This is a genomic window from Streptomyces sp. NBC_01381 (assembly GCF_026340305.1).
Classification (GTDB): Bacteria; Actinomycetota; Actinomycetes; order Streptomycetales; family Streptomycetaceae; genus Streptomyces.
Genome location: NZ_JAPEPI010000003.1, coordinates 40,732 through 56,296, shown reverse-complemented (window position 1 = coordinate 56,296; position 15,565 = coordinate 40,732). Strand labels below are relative to the sequence as shown.

At 68.4% G+C, this 15,565-nt stretch carries 18 protein-coding genes and 1 pseudogene; 10 read left to right on the top strand and 9 right to left on the bottom strand.

All coding sequences use genetic code 11. The features are described 5' to 3' along the window. Nucleotides 1–25 precede the first annotated feature (25 nt). Together OG453_RS38310 and OG453_RS38305 are read right to left on the bottom strand one after the other, a co-directional pair. Nucleotides 26–763: an alpha/beta fold hydrolase gene (locus OG453_RS38310; protein WP_266873344.1), complete on the bottom strand. Its 738-nt coding sequence runs from the start codon at nt 761–763 to the stop codon at nt 26–28. 1,233 nt (nt 764–1,996) lie between these two features. Then, nucleotides 1,997–2,482 carry a hypothetical protein gene (locus OG453_RS38305; protein ID WP_266873343.1) on the bottom strand — a complete coding sequence of 162 codons (486 nt, stop codon included), beginning with the start codon at nt 2,480–2,482 and terminating at the stop codon, nt 1,997–1,999. Between the two features lie 248 nt (nt 2,483–2,730). Between OG453_RS38305 and OG453_RS38300 the strand changes: the two genes are divergently transcribed. Continuing rightward, complete coding sequence (locus tag OG453_RS38300) at nt 2,731–3,426, top strand: hypothetical protein (RefSeq protein ID WP_266873342.1); 696 nt, start codon at nt 2,731–2,733, stop codon at nt 3,424–3,426. A 216-nt stretch (nt 3,427–3,642) separates the two neighbouring features. Continuing rightward, nucleotides 3,643–4,161, top strand: coding sequence for a DUF2716 domain-containing protein (locus OG453_RS38295; protein WP_266873341.1), 519 nt, complete (start codon nt 3,643–3,645; stop codon nt 4,159–4,161). A 12-nt stretch (nt 4,162–4,173) separates the two neighbouring features. Here the strand turns inward: OG453_RS38295 and OG453_RS38290 are convergent, their stop codons facing one another. After that, the gene (locus OG453_RS38290) at nt 4,174–4,959 is read right to left on the bottom strand and encodes a transposase (protein WP_266873340.1); all 786 of its coding nucleotides are present in this window, start codon (nt 4,957–4,959) and stop codon (nt 4,174–4,176) included. 331 nt (nt 4,960–5,290) lie between these two features. Between OG453_RS38290 and OG453_RS38285 the strand changes: the two genes are divergently transcribed. The 4 genes from OG453_RS38285 to OG453_RS38275 all read left to right on the top strand — a co-directional run bounded on the left by OG453_RS38285 (nt 5,291) and on the right by OG453_RS38275 (nt 7,142). Beyond that, nucleotides 5,291–5,812 carry a GNAT family N-acetyltransferase gene (locus tag OG453_RS38285; RefSeq protein WP_266873339.1) on the top strand — a complete coding sequence of 174 codons (522 nt, stop codon included), beginning with the start codon at nt 5,291–5,293 and terminating at the stop codon, nt 5,810–5,812. 28 nt (nt 5,813–5,840) lie between these two features. Further along, entirely contained in the window at nt 5,841–6,107 is a 267-nt protein-coding gene (locus OG453_RS45430) for a transposase (RefSeq protein ID WP_353962308.1), read from the top strand. Between the two features lie 151 nt (nt 6,108–6,258). Further along, on the top strand, nt 6,259–6,558 hold the full coding sequence (locus tag OG453_RS38280; RefSeq protein WP_266873338.1) for a hypothetical protein: 300 nt from the start codon (nt 6,259–6,261) through the stop codon (nt 6,556–6,558). Further along, a complete protein-coding gene (locus OG453_RS38275) occupies nt 6,555–7,142 on the top strand; it encodes a hypothetical protein (protein WP_266873337.1) in 588 nt (195 codons plus the stop codon). Before OG453_RS38280 ends, OG453_RS38275 begins: the two co-directional genes overlap by 4 nt. 104 nt (nt 7,143–7,246) lie before the next feature. On the opposite strand, the gene OG453_RS38270 is transcribed toward OG453_RS38275, so the two are convergent. Genes OG453_RS38270 through OG453_RS38260 form a run of 3 tightly spaced genes read right to left on the bottom strand, consistent with a single transcriptional unit; the run spans nt 7,247 to nt 8,556 of the window. Beyond that, nucleotides 7,247–7,690, bottom strand: coding sequence for a hypothetical protein (locus OG453_RS38270; RefSeq protein ID WP_266873336.1), 444 nt, complete (start codon nt 7,688–7,690; stop codon nt 7,247–7,249). A gap of 24 nt (nt 7,691–7,714) precedes the next feature. Further along, complete coding sequence (locus OG453_RS38265; protein ID WP_266873335.1) at nt 7,715–8,113, bottom strand: hypothetical protein; 399 nt, start codon at nt 8,111–8,113, stop codon at nt 7,715–7,717. A gap of 56 nt (nt 8,114–8,169) precedes the next feature. Beyond that, nucleotides 8,170–8,556, bottom strand: a complete 387-nt coding sequence (locus tag OG453_RS38260; RefSeq protein ID WP_266873334.1) for a hypothetical protein — start codon at nt 8,554–8,556, stop codon at nt 8,170–8,172. Nucleotides 8,557–8,837: 281 nt separating this feature from the next. Here OG453_RS38260 and OG453_RS38255 point away from each other — a divergent pair. Continuing rightward, nucleotides 8,838–9,166: pseudogene (locus tag OG453_RS38255) on the top strand (IS5 family transposase); the annotation flags it as partial. Nucleotides 9,167–9,244: 78 nt separating this feature from the next. Here the strand turns inward: OG453_RS38255 and OG453_RS38250 are convergent. Both OG453_RS38250 and OG453_RS38245 read right to left on the bottom strand, forming a co-directional pair. After that, the gene (locus tag OG453_RS38250) at nt 9,245–10,639 is read right to left on the bottom strand and encodes a VCBS repeat-containing protein (RefSeq protein ID WP_266873333.1); all 1,395 of its coding nucleotides are present in this window, start codon (nt 10,637–10,639) and stop codon (nt 9,245–9,247) included. Between the two features lie 130 nt (nt 10,640–10,769). Beyond that, complete coding sequence (locus OG453_RS38245; RefSeq protein WP_266873332.1) at nt 10,770–11,117, bottom strand: hypothetical protein; 348 nt, start codon at nt 11,115–11,117, stop codon at nt 10,770–10,772. Nucleotides 11,118–11,612: 495 nt separating this feature from the next. Here OG453_RS38245 and OG453_RS38240 point away from each other — a divergent pair, with 495 nt between their 5' ends. Continuing rightward, entirely contained in the window at nt 11,613–11,921 is a 309-nt protein-coding gene (locus OG453_RS38240) for a site-specific integrase (protein WP_266873331.1), read from the top strand. A 173-nt stretch (nt 11,922–12,094) separates the two neighbouring features. Here OG453_RS38240 and OG453_RS38235 read toward each other — a convergent pair whose 3' ends face one another. After that, entirely contained in the window at nt 12,095–13,330 is a 1,236-nt protein-coding gene (locus OG453_RS38235) for a cytochrome P450 (protein WP_266873860.1), read from the bottom strand. A 268-nt stretch (nt 13,331–13,598) separates the two neighbouring features. Here OG453_RS38235 and OG453_RS38230 point away from each other — a divergent pair, with 268 nt between their 5' ends. Together OG453_RS38230 and OG453_RS38225 are read left to right on the top strand one after the other, a co-directional pair. After that, entirely contained in the window at nt 13,599–15,062 is a 1,464-nt protein-coding gene (locus OG453_RS38230; protein ID WP_266873330.1) for an MFS transporter, read from the top strand. A 190-nt stretch (nt 15,063–15,252) separates the two neighbouring features. Further along, nucleotides 15,253–15,405: a hypothetical protein gene (locus tag OG453_RS38225; protein ID WP_266873329.1), complete on the top strand. Its 153-nt coding sequence runs from the start codon at nt 15,253–15,255 to the stop codon at nt 15,403–15,405. Nucleotides 15,406–15,565: the final 160 nt, after the last annotated feature.

Below are 15,565 nucleotides of genomic sequence, written 5' to 3'. Positions count from 1 at the left end.
CACGCTCACCGCGTGGAAGAACTTGTCACGTGACGTTCTTGCACAGGAAGGTCTCAAGCCGTTCGGCGAAGCCCGGTGCTGCGGCGACGAAGTGACCGGCGCCGGGATGCACGCTGCGCTCGCCGCCGAGCGCATCCGCGAGTGCGTCGCAGATCCGCTCGAGCGTGGCCGCGTGGTCTCCGGACGCGACGAGCACGGGGATGCCGGCATCGCGGATCGCGTCGAGCTGTGGGCGCGCCTCGCTGGTCGGTCGGCCACCGTGCGCCCGTCGAACGCCGGCGACCACGTCCTCGGGGAGCGGGCCGTCGCCGATGGGCGCACCCGTGAGTTGGAGGAACTCGCGCAGTTGGGTAGGGGGTGTATCCATACCGTGGGCGAGGACCGTATCGCCGAGGCGCTCGAGCCGTGCCACCTCGGGATCGTCAGGGACGAGGTAGTTGAGCGGCGGCTCGATCAGGGTGAGTGAGCGCACGCTGTCCGGTGCGGCAGCGGCTGCGATCAACGTCCCGAGGACGCCGTAGGAGTGGGCGACGACGTGCGGGCGGCCGATGAGCAGCGGCGCCAGGTCCAGGGCGTCCACCACGAAGTCCTGACGCTCCTGCGGTGGTGGGCTCGGCGGATAGCCACGGCGATGGACGTATGCCAGCGTCCACCGGTCGGCCAGTGGAGCGACAGGGCCCCACGTCGTCCGCGGGCCTGCACCGCCATGCACAAGCAGGACCTCCGGCCCAGAGCCATCACGTACCACCACGATCTCGCTCACGAGGCGAGCGTAGCGGCACACGCTGAGACACGGTCCCACACTTGAGGAACAGACGGCCCCGACCTCGTTGACTGCTCAACCGAGTGGCGAACGAAGAGCAGGACTGGCGAGTTTCAAGAATCGCCATCAACGCTGCATGGCTGGGTGTCCGGGAAGGCCTGTCTGGACTGTTTCCCAGGCAGAACTGGACATCGCCACACGCCAATGGCCTCTCAGAGATCAGGAGAACCTCTCAGCTGGGCCGTCACATGGGCGAGGTTGTTGCGGCTTGCCAGGGTGTCAGGGTGTTCGGGTCCCGGGAGTCGGTCGCGAACCGCAAGTACGGACTCGTGTTCTGACACCGCCTGGGTGGCTAGCGTCGTCTCATAGGCAGCGCGGGACTTACCCCCTGTGGAATCCCCTACCACCAGTACGAACCTGCCGCCCGCCAACAGCTCCCGCAAGGATCCGTCGATGTCCCGCGGCACATACGCGGGGATCCTCCCCGAGCCGGCGTCTTCATTTCGGGAGTGTGTGGCATGGGGGGCGGTCGACGGGCGCGCATGGATGCACCCCCAACCAGAGCGGGTTGGTGACCTGCGCTACCTTCGGCAGCCGACCGTTGGGCAGGACCAGACAGTCGTCCTCAATCCGCAGAGTGCGGTCGTCTCTACGCTCCGATGCTCGCCTGAAGCGCTCCTGGAACGTTGCGGCGACCGACACCAGTATGGCTGCGGCCCCGGTTGCACCGCTGACCGCCCACGGATTGGTCACTTTGAAGGCCGCGAGGATAGCCGGTGCGGTAGCCAACGCCACCAAACCAGTCACGATCAGCAGTAGTCGACTAGCCCGCCACCTACGTGTTCCCATATTGCCCATCCGCGGTACGGCATACCGTCAGCTCGCCTGGGGTTCAACCCAGTCGCGCCCACCAGCCCGCCATTCGCAACCGAGGGCTTGGAGCGAAAACCACTCCAGCGCCAGCACAGCGAACCGGCGAGGAACAGGAAGAGTCACGCAAGGCCGTGGCGCCGAAGCAGGCCCCACCGTCTTCGACTTGGCCGCGTGAGGAGACCGAAGGACATCTCGGGGTGCGGCTGGCCAGGTAGCTCGCCATACGCCACCCAACATGGACAGGCCGCATTCTCTGGCCGACGGTGGGAGCCAGTCGCGTACAACAGGGAAACTCCGTGCTGAGCACGGAGTGTTCGGGACACACCCCGACGACCTGAGACCGTCCCGAACACTGGTGGGTCACTCCGGCCGGTCACGCTGCTGGCGCTGGTAGGCCGCCCAGTCGTCCGGTGGATACGTTGCCTGTGGTGCGGCCAGGGTTACGTCGATCGCGAGCCCGAGCTCCGTATGGAAGAAGCCGTCGAGATCGCGGAGCATCTCCAGCGCCCGAACAGTGGACTCGCCGAGCGGGCGCACCATGCGGTCCGCACCGGAGGGAACGCCCACCGGCTTCATGCGCGCCAGCCCCACCTCGTTGTCGGCCCGCTCGTCCAGGCCGAGCGAGATGTATCCGGCGGCCAGGACCACGTGCTTGAGCACGTCGCCCACGCCGCTGCACAGTTGGCCGATCCCGTGCAGCGTCTGCATCGGACTGCCCGCGGTGCCGTCCCGGTACCGGTCCTGCCCATGCTGCTGCTCCAGGCGTTGTTGCTCGCTCTTCAGCAGGTCCAGCACCTCGCTCAGCGCACGACCGACGCGGCCGAGCTCCGCCAGATCATGGATCACCGATGCTCCCTCCAATCAACTGCCGTGAGCCTACGGCCGGTTGCCCCACCGCGGGGGCTGCGTTGCACAACAGGGCCGCTGTAGTGACGGCGGGAAGGGAAGTCCTCGTTGTCAGTTGGCACGGCTGGACACCTAATGGCAGGCGAAGGGACGGTCCGACAGTCCTCACGTTGCTATGCCGTCAAGCCGGTCGGCCGTGAGGGCCGGGGTCTTCGAACAGTCCTGACCGGGTTGGAGAGAATCCCGGCATGGTGATGGCACGGATCTGGTACTCCTCGTCGCCCGTCGTGGACGGGCATCCGCTCCTGGATGAGCCGGGCTTCTGGCCCGCGCACTTGGCGGACTTGTCCGAGGGGCACCCGCCGGAAGCCTTCGGCTCCGATGCGGGCGATGCCGCCGTCATGCTGGACCAACTCCACGATCCGTCGGCGTGGCCGACGTTCACGGTGCCTCTGGCCGGCGGTTTCACGATCGTCGTGCACTACCAAAACGGCGAGGAGTTCACGACCACGGACTACTTCCTCACGTATCCCGACTGGAGCCAGGATCTCGTCCTGGCCAGTGACGATCAGGACCGCATTGGTCCTGGGCTGTGCTGGCCCGAGCTCGCCGCCCTGCTGGAGGCACCACCGGGCGCAGCGGGTGTCACCGACCCGCACGCCCGTCTCCTCCTTCTTCTGCCGGTTCTCGGCGACGGTGCGGCTCCGGAGGAGGCCGTGACCGCGGTGGTCCAGGCGCTCGTCGCTCAGGGTGCTCTTGAGCCGAGCGAGTCGTTGGCCAGGCACCTGCTCCAGGGACACCCCATGTGGGGCGCCGAGCGCTGGTGGTTCGACGAGGAGGAGCGGAGCTGGATCTGTGAAGGCGAGCACAGCCCCCGCAAAGTCCCTCTGGGCGATCAGCTTCCTCCACACCAACGGGCGGACCTCGAAGCCTGCCTCACGTGAGCTGAGCGAGAGTCAGTTGCAGTAGCGGCAGCCCGGCTGCTTTCGACAGACGTCGGGGCGGACGGGGTGGCTTAGAGGGCCCGGCCGTCTTCCGTGAGGGGTTTCGCATCGCTGTGCAGCTGAACGCTGATGGGAATCCGTGAATGTGGTTCTGTCCGCACTTCGGTGAGAGATCTATCTCCGATCCTCACTCAGGGGACTCGATAGGATCGCGGCATGATGGAGGATCCCGTGGCCGCGCTGCCAGAGGCTGAGTACCGACGCGTTTGGGACCGCTTCTACGAGGACTTCAACTTCCGGCCGAGTATGAGTTCGTTCAAGTGGCCAGCCATCAAGGAGCCCGTCGCGTCGGTCACTTGGAGCCTTTCTGCGCTTGACGACGATCCGGGTTACGAGCGCCTGGACCGCTTGGTCGAGGTGGTCGAGGAGGGGCTGGCCTCTTGCGTTGGCCCGCAGGGCACGCTTCTCGCGCTCGACTGGCAGCACACGTCGTATCGCTTTGCACCGCAGGAGGTCGGTGGTCCTGGACAGCCGGCTTGGCCTCTGAGCCCGTACCCCGACGGGGATTACTACATCTACCTCTCGGAAGACTTCCGCCACGGCAGTTTTGGCCACCCTTGGGAAGAGTCCCTCTGCCTGTTCGGTGAGGAACTCCTCGACGCCGTATCCGCGGAGGTCGACAAGGTCCTTGGCTCACCGATCCGCAGGTCCGGCAAGGCAGTAGACCCCGCCTGAGCTCAGTCTGGCTCAGGGGCTCGCGAGAATGCGTGCCCGCAGCAGGGCGAATGAACCCCGGCCGTACATGCTTCTCTTCAACGACTTCACTCGGCAGACGTGACCTTCGACGACGCCTGAGCTGTAGGGCAGGGTCAGGCCGGCCGTCACCGCGTCGATGTCCTGCCGCAGGAAGCTGCCGAGCGCCCGGAGAGGACCGATTGTGGACCGTTCTGCCTCTCGGATCCATTGTCCGAGCAGTGCGCCGCGGCGATGCCGCACCAGATCAGTGAAGGCACGCGCAAGGTCGCAGGATTCGGTGATGCCGGGGTACGCGATTCGAACCTCGTCGAGCCGAGCGGCCTCGCTCGCCGACAGGTTTCCTCTGGGGCGCATGATCCACGCCGTAATAGATCGAGGGCTGGGATTCTGTGCCGGTGCCGCGACGGCCTTTCCTTTCCTTTCCTTTCCTTTGCGAAGAGACAGGACGTAGCGAGACAGGGTTGAGTACCCGCCTTGGAACCCCTGCGCGCGAATCTGGTCGTAGAGCTCCTTCGCGCTGGTTGTGCCCGGTGCGAACTGTGCCTGGAGGAACGGCTTGTAGCGGTCGAGTGGAACATTGCGTCGGTCTCGGGCGGAGGCGATCAGGACGTCGAACTCGGTGTCGCGATAGCGACGGGCAGTCTTGCGGTCCAGTCCGCCTCTGCGAGCCACCTCGCTCAGCGGGTAGCCGTTGTCGAGCATGCGGTTGATGAGTTCGTGTCGCTGCTGAACGCGATGCACGATGAGTGTGGGAGGCAGCGCCTCCAGCAAGGGCATGCGAGGTGTCGGGGAAGGCTTCTGCTCCGCGTACTTCCGCAGGTGGTTATGTCACTTCCCGTGGGTGTCAATTCGACGCGAGTTCGGGAGTCACCTCCAGTTCGTCTGCATGATCAATGTCGATGAGAATTGACGCCACTCAGTCTTGGGGAACATCAGTGACAGCAGCTGCCGGCAAGATCGACCTTGAGGGCCGACTACGAATCTCCGTGTTCAGAACTGTCTTCTAGGCCGTGTCGTCAAGGTCCTGCCGGGTTGGCGGGCGGCTGACGCTACTTGCCCAAACTCCCGACTCTGCGGGCCCTGCTCGGGTGCGTGCGAGAATCTCCGGATGGGCTCGATCACGGACTCCGCGCCGCTCACCCTCCGCCCCGCGACCGCCGAGCTGCGGCCCGTCATTGAGCAATTGGCTCAGTTGTACCGTCACGACATGTCGGAGTTCCTCGGCCATCTTCCTGCGGTGGATGGAACGTTCGGATTCACTACCTTGCCGCTGTTCTTCGATGAGCCGGGGCGGGAGGCCCTGCTCATCCAGTACGGTGCGGCGCCGGGCGGTTTCATCCTGACCCGTCCGATGTCCGAGGGTGGGACTTCGATCTCCGCGTTCTTCGTCGTGCGGGCGCTGCGCAGGCGGGGCGTAGGCCGGCAGGCTGCTCTGCAGCTGCTGCGCTTCCGCCCTGGCGCGTGGGCAATCGCCTTCCAAGAAGTCAACGCGGGCGCCGCTCGCTTCTGGCGTGGAGTCGCCACGGCGGCCGTGGGCTCCGCCTGGCACGAGGAGACTCGCCCAGTTCCTCCGCCGGCCCCCGCGACCCTGCCGGAGGACAATTGGATCTTCCTGAGCACAGGCGCCTAGAGTCTGCTGATCAAAGTGATCTTGAATTGTGGACCGTGGAGCCGTGACACGACGCCATGAACTCTCCGACGCTGAGTGGGAACTCGTACGGTCGTTGCTGCCTCGCCCCGTGCTGGGGCGGCCACGGCTGGACGACCGGAGGGTCCTTGACGGGATCGTGTGGAAGTTCCGCACCGGGGTTGCCCGGCGGGATGTCCCCGAGCGATACGGCTCATGGGCCAGCCTTCACATCCGTTTCCGTCGCTGGGCAGCGGACGGGACGTTCGAACGGATGCTCCAGGCCGCGCAGGCGTAAGCAGATGTGGCGGGAGCCACCCAGTGGCTGGTGTCGGTTGACTCCAGCATCGTCCGTGCCCGCCAGCATGCGGCCGGAGCTCGAAAAGGGGGCTTCGCAGCCCTGCTCTGGGCCGGCCCAGGGGCGGGCTGACCAGCAAGATTCACCTGGCTTGCGATCGCTTTGGTCGTTCGGAACCCCCAAGGACGTCCCCTGGCTGTTTCCCGGCGGCCGCCCAGGACACCCCCTCGGCGATGACCGGATCGGCCAGCGTCTCCACAAGATCGGGATCTGGTCCCGGCAGGACCGCTCCACCGCACTGTTCACCCTCGCCGCCGAACTGCCCGCCGCCATCCTCGCCCGGGTACTCGGCGTCCACATCCAAGTCGCCGTCCAATGGCAGAAGGCGTCAGCCGGCGACTGGGCCTCTTACACCGCCGATGTCAGTCGCCGTGTCCCGGAGAACCAATGAAGCTACCCATCACCATCCACCAAGCACGCCTCGGATCCACGGAGTTCAAGGTCATCCGACCGGCCCGGCCCCTGGTCCACGCTGTGCTCATCGACCACGATCGGCACCTGGACACCTACCTCGATCAGGACGCCGCCCAGCGAATCGGTGGACTATGGAAGCTCGCTGCCTCTTCACCGCGCTCGCTGATCCACCTGCCGATGCGAGGGAACCGCGGCCCCTCCCGCGAGCTGCCAGATGACGGCACTGTCGTCGGCGACCTGACCAGCGACCCCGCCGGGGCCACAGCTCGCCAGGAGTGGATCACCGAACTCGGACTTTGGTACGACGAGCCAACCGACCTCGCCGACTGGGATTCAGTCATCGGGCCACTCGCCGCGCAGATCGAGGCCCGCTTCAACCAGACCTGCTGCCAGCTCGCCCGAACCCTCCATGCCACCGGCGTCATCGAAAGATCTGTCGGCCGCACCGTGCCGGTGATCGTCCACGAGCTGGAGTACTACGAGGCGATCGCCCGGCAGACCGAGGCCGCCAACCCGCCTGGCCTCGCCGACGCGTTCACCTCATGGGTCCGCAATGGCTGAGGCATTCGGACAGTTCCAATACCCGACTCCACCCTTAAACCGGCCCGGCGGAGCCCAGGCCAAGTTCCTTGCCGAGGTCGGCGAAGCGGAACACAACCGGAACCTCACTCTGACCCTGCAGGCATTCCGCGACTTCCAGGAAGGCCAGCAACCGGCCGGGCCAGCCAGCGCCTGGCGTCCGCTGTGAACCACCGTGAGTCGACACCTCCGTCGCCGAACGCGGCTGGTACGAACGCGTCGAGGAGGTGCTCTTCGATCCCGGCCGTCGTCCCGAAACGAGGATCGTCGAGGAGCTCTTGGGGGTCGCGGGACACGTCGCCGTAGACCGTGCGGGCCAGGGCCACCATGAGCGGGTTGGTCAGGATCTGCAGGAGCGCACCGGCTGCCGGGGCGCGTGAGTCCTCCTGCAGGGAGTCCAGCACCGGGCTCCACACCGTCGTGCGGCGATCGCGGGGACCAGGTAACGGACGCGCGGTGCGCTCCAGATATGACTTCGCCTCGGCGAACTCCAGCGGCAGCAGCTCAAGGACCTCCGCACCAGTGACCACGTCGCTGCACGCGACCGTGCTGCGTCAGGCCGTGGTCCGCGAGGTGAAGAGCACCGGCATGCCGTCGTCCAACTCGGCGTTGAGCCTGCGCATCCCGGTGCCGTACAACGCCGGGGGCAGTTCGTCGAAGCCGTCGAGGACAGGCGTGATCAGCCCGGCGTCGAGCAGCGCCCCGGCTAATACGGTGCCGTCGGTGGTGGCCGCCAGCGGCCGGTACTCCGCCACGAGCCGCTCGACGAGCCAGGCACGCAGGGCGGTGGTGCCCGGGTCCCAGGCCGCCAGGGGAAGATCACGGGCACCGCTGTGCCGGGCGTGCGCTTCCTCAAAAGGTCGAGCGTGCAGCACACGCTGGACCTTCGCCAGCAGCGGCTCGACTACTCCCCACAGCTCGTCGTCGGCTTCCCATGGCTTCGGCCGCGCCATCCACACCCCCGGATCTTCAACCCCGGAGCGATCCAACCACCTCGAAGATCATGCTGTTAGGAGTCCTCAGAGGCCCCGAACAGTCGGCGGAGGGCGCCTCGTGCGCGCTTCGGGCGGTAGTCGAACGGGACGCTCTCGGGCGGGCGGGCCGGATCGTCCTGCGGGTGGGTCCGGCGGAACGCGGCCTCGAACTCCTCCTCGGTCCGGGCCTGCCAGAGCGGCATGAAGTACGGGTTGCCCCCGGTGCCCCACACCGCGCCGGTCCGCTTGAGAACGATGGTGGGCCCCAGTCCCATGACGAACGCGGCCTGATCGCCCATCAGGTACGCGTCAGGTTGCGGCGACACGGTGAAGGCGAAGCCGATGTCGACGACGCGCCCGTCGTAATGACGCCATCCGTGCCGGTCTTTGAGCCAGGCGACCAACGTGTTCTCCGCGAGCATGCGGTCGATGATGTCACCGGACACAGGATTCGAGAAGTCGGTGGCCTGGCGGGTGCGGGGCCGGCAGCAGGGCCATGCGGGGGACCGCAGGTGCCTGCGGTGCGTGGGCGGCGGAGGGGTCCGTGGGGTTGCGCGGCGGTGCAATGGGTTTGCCCCATGCCGTCTCGGCGTCCGCCGGCCGCAGGGCTGGGCTTCATGCTGGGCTAGGGCCTGTCCGGCGCATCATGTGACTGACTTGGACGCGAGGCGTTGTACCCATCGTGGGGCGGGGGCGGGGAGATCTGACGAATAGCGAGTGGGCTCGGCTGAAACCACATCTACCCAAGACCGGCCTGCGAGGCGGACGTTGGGTCAGCCACCGCAGGGTGATCAACGGGATCCTTTCCGGGAGCGGACCGGGGTGCCGTGGCGGGATCTGCCCGCGCGATTTGGGAAGTGGAAGACCGTTTACGAACGGCACAGGCGTTGGCCGGCGGACGGCACGTGGGAAGGTGTCCTGCGGGCCGTCCAGGCAGACGCCGACTCCGAGGGACGCATGGACTGGTTCATGGTGAGTGTGGACTCGACCTGCTGCCGCGCTCACCTACACGCTGCTGGAGCACGCAGGAGACCACCGCGGATGCCGGGGAACGGTCACCCTTGCCGCGATCAGGCCATGGCTCCGTTGATGACCCGCCCGGACAGTCCTTCAGGAGGCGCGCGGAGCGAGACCCGTTGCCGCGAAGGCCGCTTTGTCCCGGTCTGTCGTGCCGTCGGTGATCCACCAGTGCGTGGGGTCCTCCCCGTACGTCCCGAAAAGGCCGTCGGACGCCCAGTTGAAGATCAGCTCGTGCTTGCCGTCACCGTCGAAGTCGGCGGCCCCCGCGGGGCGGGCACGGGGCGAGTCCGCGGGCGCTTTCCGCACGTTGCGCTGGACAGAGGTGCGCTTGTCGCCGTCGATGAGCGTGGCACCTTCGTACGTGGCGACCAGGATGCCGTCGCGGCCGTCGCCGTCCGGGTCGGCGGTCACGAAACCGCCGGGCCCATAGCCGGTGTCCGCGCCCTCGGGCACCTCGGGCACCTCGGGCAGCTGGTGAGTGACCGGTTTGCCGCCACTGCCGGGGTACACGTCGAGCGATCCGTCGACGTCGGGCGCCTCCGTCTCGGCGCCGGGCTCGTCATTGCGGCTGCCGTCGTCCCCGACGGCCACATCGCGCAGTCCGTCACCGTCGAAGTCGCCGAACGCGTGGGCGTTGCCGGCGCGCAGCCGCTTGCCGTTCGGCGACAGGCCGGTGCCGCGGCGGGCGGAGTAGAGGCTGTTGTCGGACTGTTCGCCGTCGCTGATGCCGTGGAGCAGCAGGGAGGTCGCGCGTGGTTTGCCGGACGGGTCGATGTCGTCCACGACGAGGTCGCCCTCTTCCGGCAACGACAGGCTGGTATCGGTGCGGGCCGGCACACCGGACCGCGTGAACGGGCCGTACAGCACCACCAGGGGCGACTTGTCCAGGGACAACTCGGTCCTCGCGTGCGCCGCGAGGTCGTGGTGCCCGTCCCCGTCGAAGTCGCCGCGCACCACTCCCGTGAGGCCCAGCTTTGACGCGCTCTGCGGCAGCCGCACCGGCGTCGGCTTGCCGCCTGCCTTGGGCCCGTCGGGGCCGCCCCAGGCCACGTACGGGGCGGTGCGGTGATCGTCCGCCCCGTTGTTCGGCACGTGCTTGTCCCTGACGGTCGTGACGAAGTCCGGGAAGCCGTCGCTGTCCAGGTCGGCTACGTCCAGGTCGATGACGGCTTTCGGTGAACCTGGCAGGTCGCGGTTGTTGTAGAGCGTGCGGGTCGAGGGGGCGAGCCCCTTCGCCGAGCCGTAGAGCACGGCGAACTGCCCGCCGTCGGGCAGTTTGCCGCCGGGGAGGGGCACCATGAAGTCGCGGTACCCGTCGCCGTTGATGTCGTCAGGATCCTTCGACCCCTTCCCCGGAGTCGGCGCCCGGCTCTCGGTAGGCGCGCTGGGCACCGGGACTTCGGGGCCCGATCCGCCACCGCCGCATCCAGTGATCGAGGCGAGAACGCTCACAGCGAAGGCCGACAGCGCAACACGAGACTTCATGCACCCACCCTCACACTCCCGTCCGCGCCCACTCCAGCGGGGTGGGTTAACTGTTGCCCAGTCGTTGACCGACGGAACTTGGCACGCCCGACCGGCCGGACACGCCCTAGCGCGGGCTGTCTGGAGTTCGCTACGCGCCGGGGCTGGCCCGTTCCAGGTCGGCGAGGACCTGTTCCACCGCGTCGAGGTCTTCGGCGCGGTCGGCGGGTGAGTCTCCAGCGATGCGCGCGAGGCTGTATACGGCGCCGAGTCGTTGTGCGAGGTTCAGGCTGCCCAGGAGTTTGGCGGCTGCGAGGTAGCCCTCGGTGGCCGCGGTCCGGTTCGCTCTTTCCGTCGACTCCCGATCCTTCTGCTGCTCGTATCTGAACTGCTCTTGTGCCAGCCGGAATTGCTCTTGGGCTTGTGCATACTGCTCGGCGAACTGCTGTCGGTCTTCTTCGAGTTGCTCGCGCTCCAGCACATGCTTCTTGTGCGTCATGTGGAATCGGGTGGGCCTGACCTGTGGTCATGGCCCCCATCCCGTGGGGCAAGTTCCCCACTGTCGCCGAGCATCAACTGGCTCACCGATGGCTGCAGTTCACGGCGAACATCGGTCGGGCCCTCAACGCCATCGACGCGTACGGGCGGGCGGTCGAGGACCACCTGCGGTTCTGCGCCGTGGAAGGCACGGAGCCACTATTGGCTCGCGCGGACGCCGTCGCAGCCTGGATCAGAGACATGCTGGACCGGCCGCTTCACCGGCCTGCGAAGGGCCCGCGACGGGCTGATGCGGGACTCGCGAACGCGACCATCCAACAGCGCCTGGTGGCCGTCCGATCCTTCTACGAGTACCTGGTGGAAGACGGGCTGTGTGAACAGAACCCCGGTCCGGCGAGGACAGGCAAGCCGTGGTGGTCGCAGACCCCGCCAGGGCCTCGTACGACACGTCGAACAGGCTCCCTGGATTCCCAACGAGGAGATCTGGCGACGGATCTTGACTGCCTCGGCCGAAGAACCACTGCGCAACCGGCTGATGGTCACGCTCGCTTACGACGGTGCACTACGCCGCGAAGAACTCGTGCAACTCGGCGTCGAGGACTTCGAGCCCGCACACCGGCTGATCCACTTTCGGGCGGAGACCACCAAGTCCCAGCGAGCCCGGGAAGTGGCCTTCGGCACAACCTCGTCCCGGCTGTTCGTGGCCTACCTCACCGAGCGCCGCACGATGTTCGGCCGGATCGACGGACCGCTGCTCCGTTCGGTCTCGAACCGCAACTACGGCGCCCCACTGGGCCCTTCTTGAGCCGCCGGAACGTGTCCCCACAGAGGCGTGGGACGTCACCGGCAGGGTGTTGGAGGAGTACGGGCAGGACGGGTTGCGGGTGCTTGTGCTGTGCCTGACGAGCTGGATCCTGCGCGCTTGGAGACCATGTCCGACGACTGACCGCTCCACTCGCTCACCGTACGGCGTCGCACTCACCACGCGACCGGCAGCGCCTCGGGACCGCGGATCAGGGCGTTGCGGCGCCAGGGGATCGTGTGCGGGGCGGTCGCGAGGCGCAGGGTGGGGAGGCGGTCGAGGAGGGTGTCGAGGAGAAGGTCGATCTGGAGGCGGGCGAGCGGGCCGCCCGTGCAGTAGTGAGTGCCGTGGCCGAAGGAGACGTGCGGGTTGTCCGGGCGGTCGAAGTCGATGCTTTCGGGGTCCGGGAAGACGGCCGGGTCGCGGTTGGCCGCCAGGTACGAGACGTAGACCGGGTCGCCCTTCCTGATGCGTCGGCCGCACAGCTCCACGTCCTCCGTGGCGATGCGGGCGAGGCCGACCGAATTGCGGTGCGGGATGTAGCGGAGCAGTTCGTCGATGGCCCGGGGGCGGATCGTGGGGTCGGTCCGCATGCGGTGGAGGAGGTGGGGGTGGGTGAGGAGCAGGAAGAACATCTGGCCGGTGTTGTTCGTGACGGCCTCGCCGCCGATCTGCAGCGGGCCCGCGACGCCGATGGCCTCCTCCTCCGTCAGATCGCCGCGGTCCACCCCGGCGGCCAGGAGCGACATGATGTCGCCGGCGGCGTGTTCGGCGTTGAGGTCGGGGTCGGGTTCCGTCGTGGGGGCGGGGGCGGGTCGGTCGGTGCGGCGGGCGCGGATCTCGGCGGCGAGCCAGCCGTACAGCTCGTCCTTCGCTCGGCCCGTGACCGTCGCGTCGCGTGACGGGAACACGATCTCCTGGGTCAGACGGTGCAGGCGCGGGCGGTCGGCCTCGGGTACGCCCATGACCTCGCAGTGCACCGCGATGGGGAACGGTTCGAGGACGCGGGCCGTGAGATCCGCCGGTGCGCCGTCCCGTACGAGGGTGTCCACCAAGGCGTCGAGGGTCTCCTGCGCCCGGGCGCGCAGCCGCGCCACACCACGCGCCGTAAAGGCGGGAGCGACCACGCGGCGCAGCCGGTTGTGGTCGGGCGGGTCGGCGAAGGCGAGCGCGCCGGGCCGGGGTTTGAAGTGCGGGGCCTGGCGGGTGATCTGACGTTCGGTGACGGGGCCACGGACGAAGCGGGGGTCGTTCGTCACGGCGCGTACGTCGTCGTAGCGGGTCACGAGCCAGGCCCAGCCCTCGCCGTACGGCAACTTGATGCGGGTGAGGGGGCCTTCGCGCATCAGCTCGGTCAGGACCGGGTCGAAGTCGGGGCCCTGGATGTTCTGGGCGGGCCAGTCACGGACGATGGGTCCCTGGGTCCGGTGTTCGTCGAGTTGTTCTTCGCGGTGTTCTTCGGGTGCGAGGCGGTGTTCTTCGGGTGAGAGGTCGTCGAGCACGTGTCCGTCTCCGTCTCCGTACGTACTTCGTACGTACGCATGTGGCTGTCGTATCCGTGGCTATGCCTGTGGGGGCTCTCTCCCACCGTCGGGCATCGTCGGGCGGAGCTCGCACCGGCGTACTCCAGATGGGCTCTCCGGCCCGCGGGACCGGACCCGTGCTGCCTAGCGTGGGCGCATGGACAGCATCGACACCCCCACGGCGCGTGCGTCCGCGGACAAAGCCGCAGATCAGAGGAGTTGGAGGGCGCTCGGGGTCCTGCTGACCGCCGGGTTCATGACGCTGCTCGACACGTCGATCGTCAACGTGGCGCTGCCCTCCATCGAGCGTGGCCTCGGCGCCGCGGAGGCGGAGCTGTCGTGGGTGGTGTCGGGCTATGCGCTGACGTTCGGGCTCGTGCTGGTGCCGGCGGGGCGCCTGGGGGATCTGTACGGGCGGCGGGAGGTGTTTCTGGGTGGGCTCGCGCTGTTCACGCTGGCCTCCGTGGCGTGTGGACTCGCGCCCGGGGCCACCTGGCTCGTCGTGTTCCGGCTCCTGCAGGGTGCCGCCGCGGGCATGGTGTCGCCGCAGGTGTCGGGGCTGATCCAGCAGATGTTCCAAGGGCCGCTGCGGGCACGGGCGTTCGGGCGGCTCGGCAGCGTCGTGGGGATCTCGACGGCGGTCGGGCCGCTCGCCGGCGGGCTGCTCATCGGGGGCTTCGGGGCGGAGCACGGGTGGCGCGCGGTGTTCTTCGTGAACCTGCCGATCGGGGTGGCCGCGTTCGTGGCGGCCCTGCGGCTGCTGCCCCGTACCGAGCGCGCCGGGCGCGGGCGGACCGGCTTCGACCTGGTCGGTGTGGTGCTGCTCGGCACCGGGGTCGTCGCAATCATGCTGCCCCTGGTGCAGGAGCAGCAGTGGGCCGGGCGGGGCAAGTGGCTGCTGATTCCCGCCGGGGTGACGCTGCTCGCGGGCTTCTGGGGGTGGGAGCGGCGAGCATCGCGACAGTCGGCGCGGGGCCGCGCACCGCTGGTCGATCTGCGGCTGTTCGGGCTGCGGTCCTTCTCACTGGGCGCGCTGCTCGGCCTGGCCTACTTCTCGGGGTTCACGACGCTGTTCTTCGTCTACACGCTGTTTCTGCAGAACGGGCACGGTCTCAGCGCCCTGCAGGCGGGCCTGGCCGCCACGCCGGTGGCGGTCGGGTCGGCGGGCGCTGCGGCGGCGGGTGGGCGGCTCGTGGTCAGGCACGGGCGGCGCCTGGTGGCGTACGGCCTGGTCGGGGTCGCGCTCGGACTGGCGGGCACGATGGCGGTGGTGCAGTTCGTGCCCGGACGCGCTGTGGCCCTGGTGGCGGCCGTGCCGCTGCTGTTGGCCGGGGTCGGCTCCGGGCTCGTGATCTCGCCGAACACCACGCTCACGCTGTCCAAGGTGCCGGTGTCCCTGGGCGGTTCGGCCAGCGGCGTCCTGCAGACCGGTCAGCGCATCGGCTCGGCGGCGGGCATCGCGATGGTCAGCGCCGTCTTCTTCGCCCACGTCGCCAACCACGACGACTGGGGGCGGGCCCTGCAGCTCGGGCTGCTCACGGCGCTCGCGTTCGTGCTCCTTGCACTCGCCGTCGCCGTCGCGGACGTGCGTGGCGAGCGGCGGGAGGCTCCGCCTGACTGACGGCCCGGGGGCGTCCCGGTCAGCGACGGCCGCGCGGTGACCCGCTCGGTGGTGGTGTGCCGCCTCCATTCGGGCTCTCCGGCCGCGCGGGGTCCGCCGTACAGCCGCAGGATGGCGGTGTTCAGCCGGGAACCGGGATCCACTCGGCGGTTCCGCCTCCCGTCGAAACCAGGGACCACCAGGAGCACTTATGGCCACAGGCTGGGACCCCCGCCCCACCGGCGCCGCCGACGGTGACGGCAATGGGGAGTGGCTGCCCGTCCTCGACATCGCTGCCCCCGAGCGCCAGCGGCGCTGGACCGTGCTGCTGCGCCGGCTCCTGCTGTGCGGTCCCCAGCCCTGACGACCGCCCGCCCGGTACAGCTCAAGGCCGCCTCCGAGCCCGCGCGCTCCCGCTGACGCGCGGCCCGACCTGCGCCTGCCACTTCCCGGTCGTGCGGCCCCGTCCTCTCGCTCCGTCTGGAGATCCATACGCTCCCCGCGCATCCGCCCCCGTACCAACT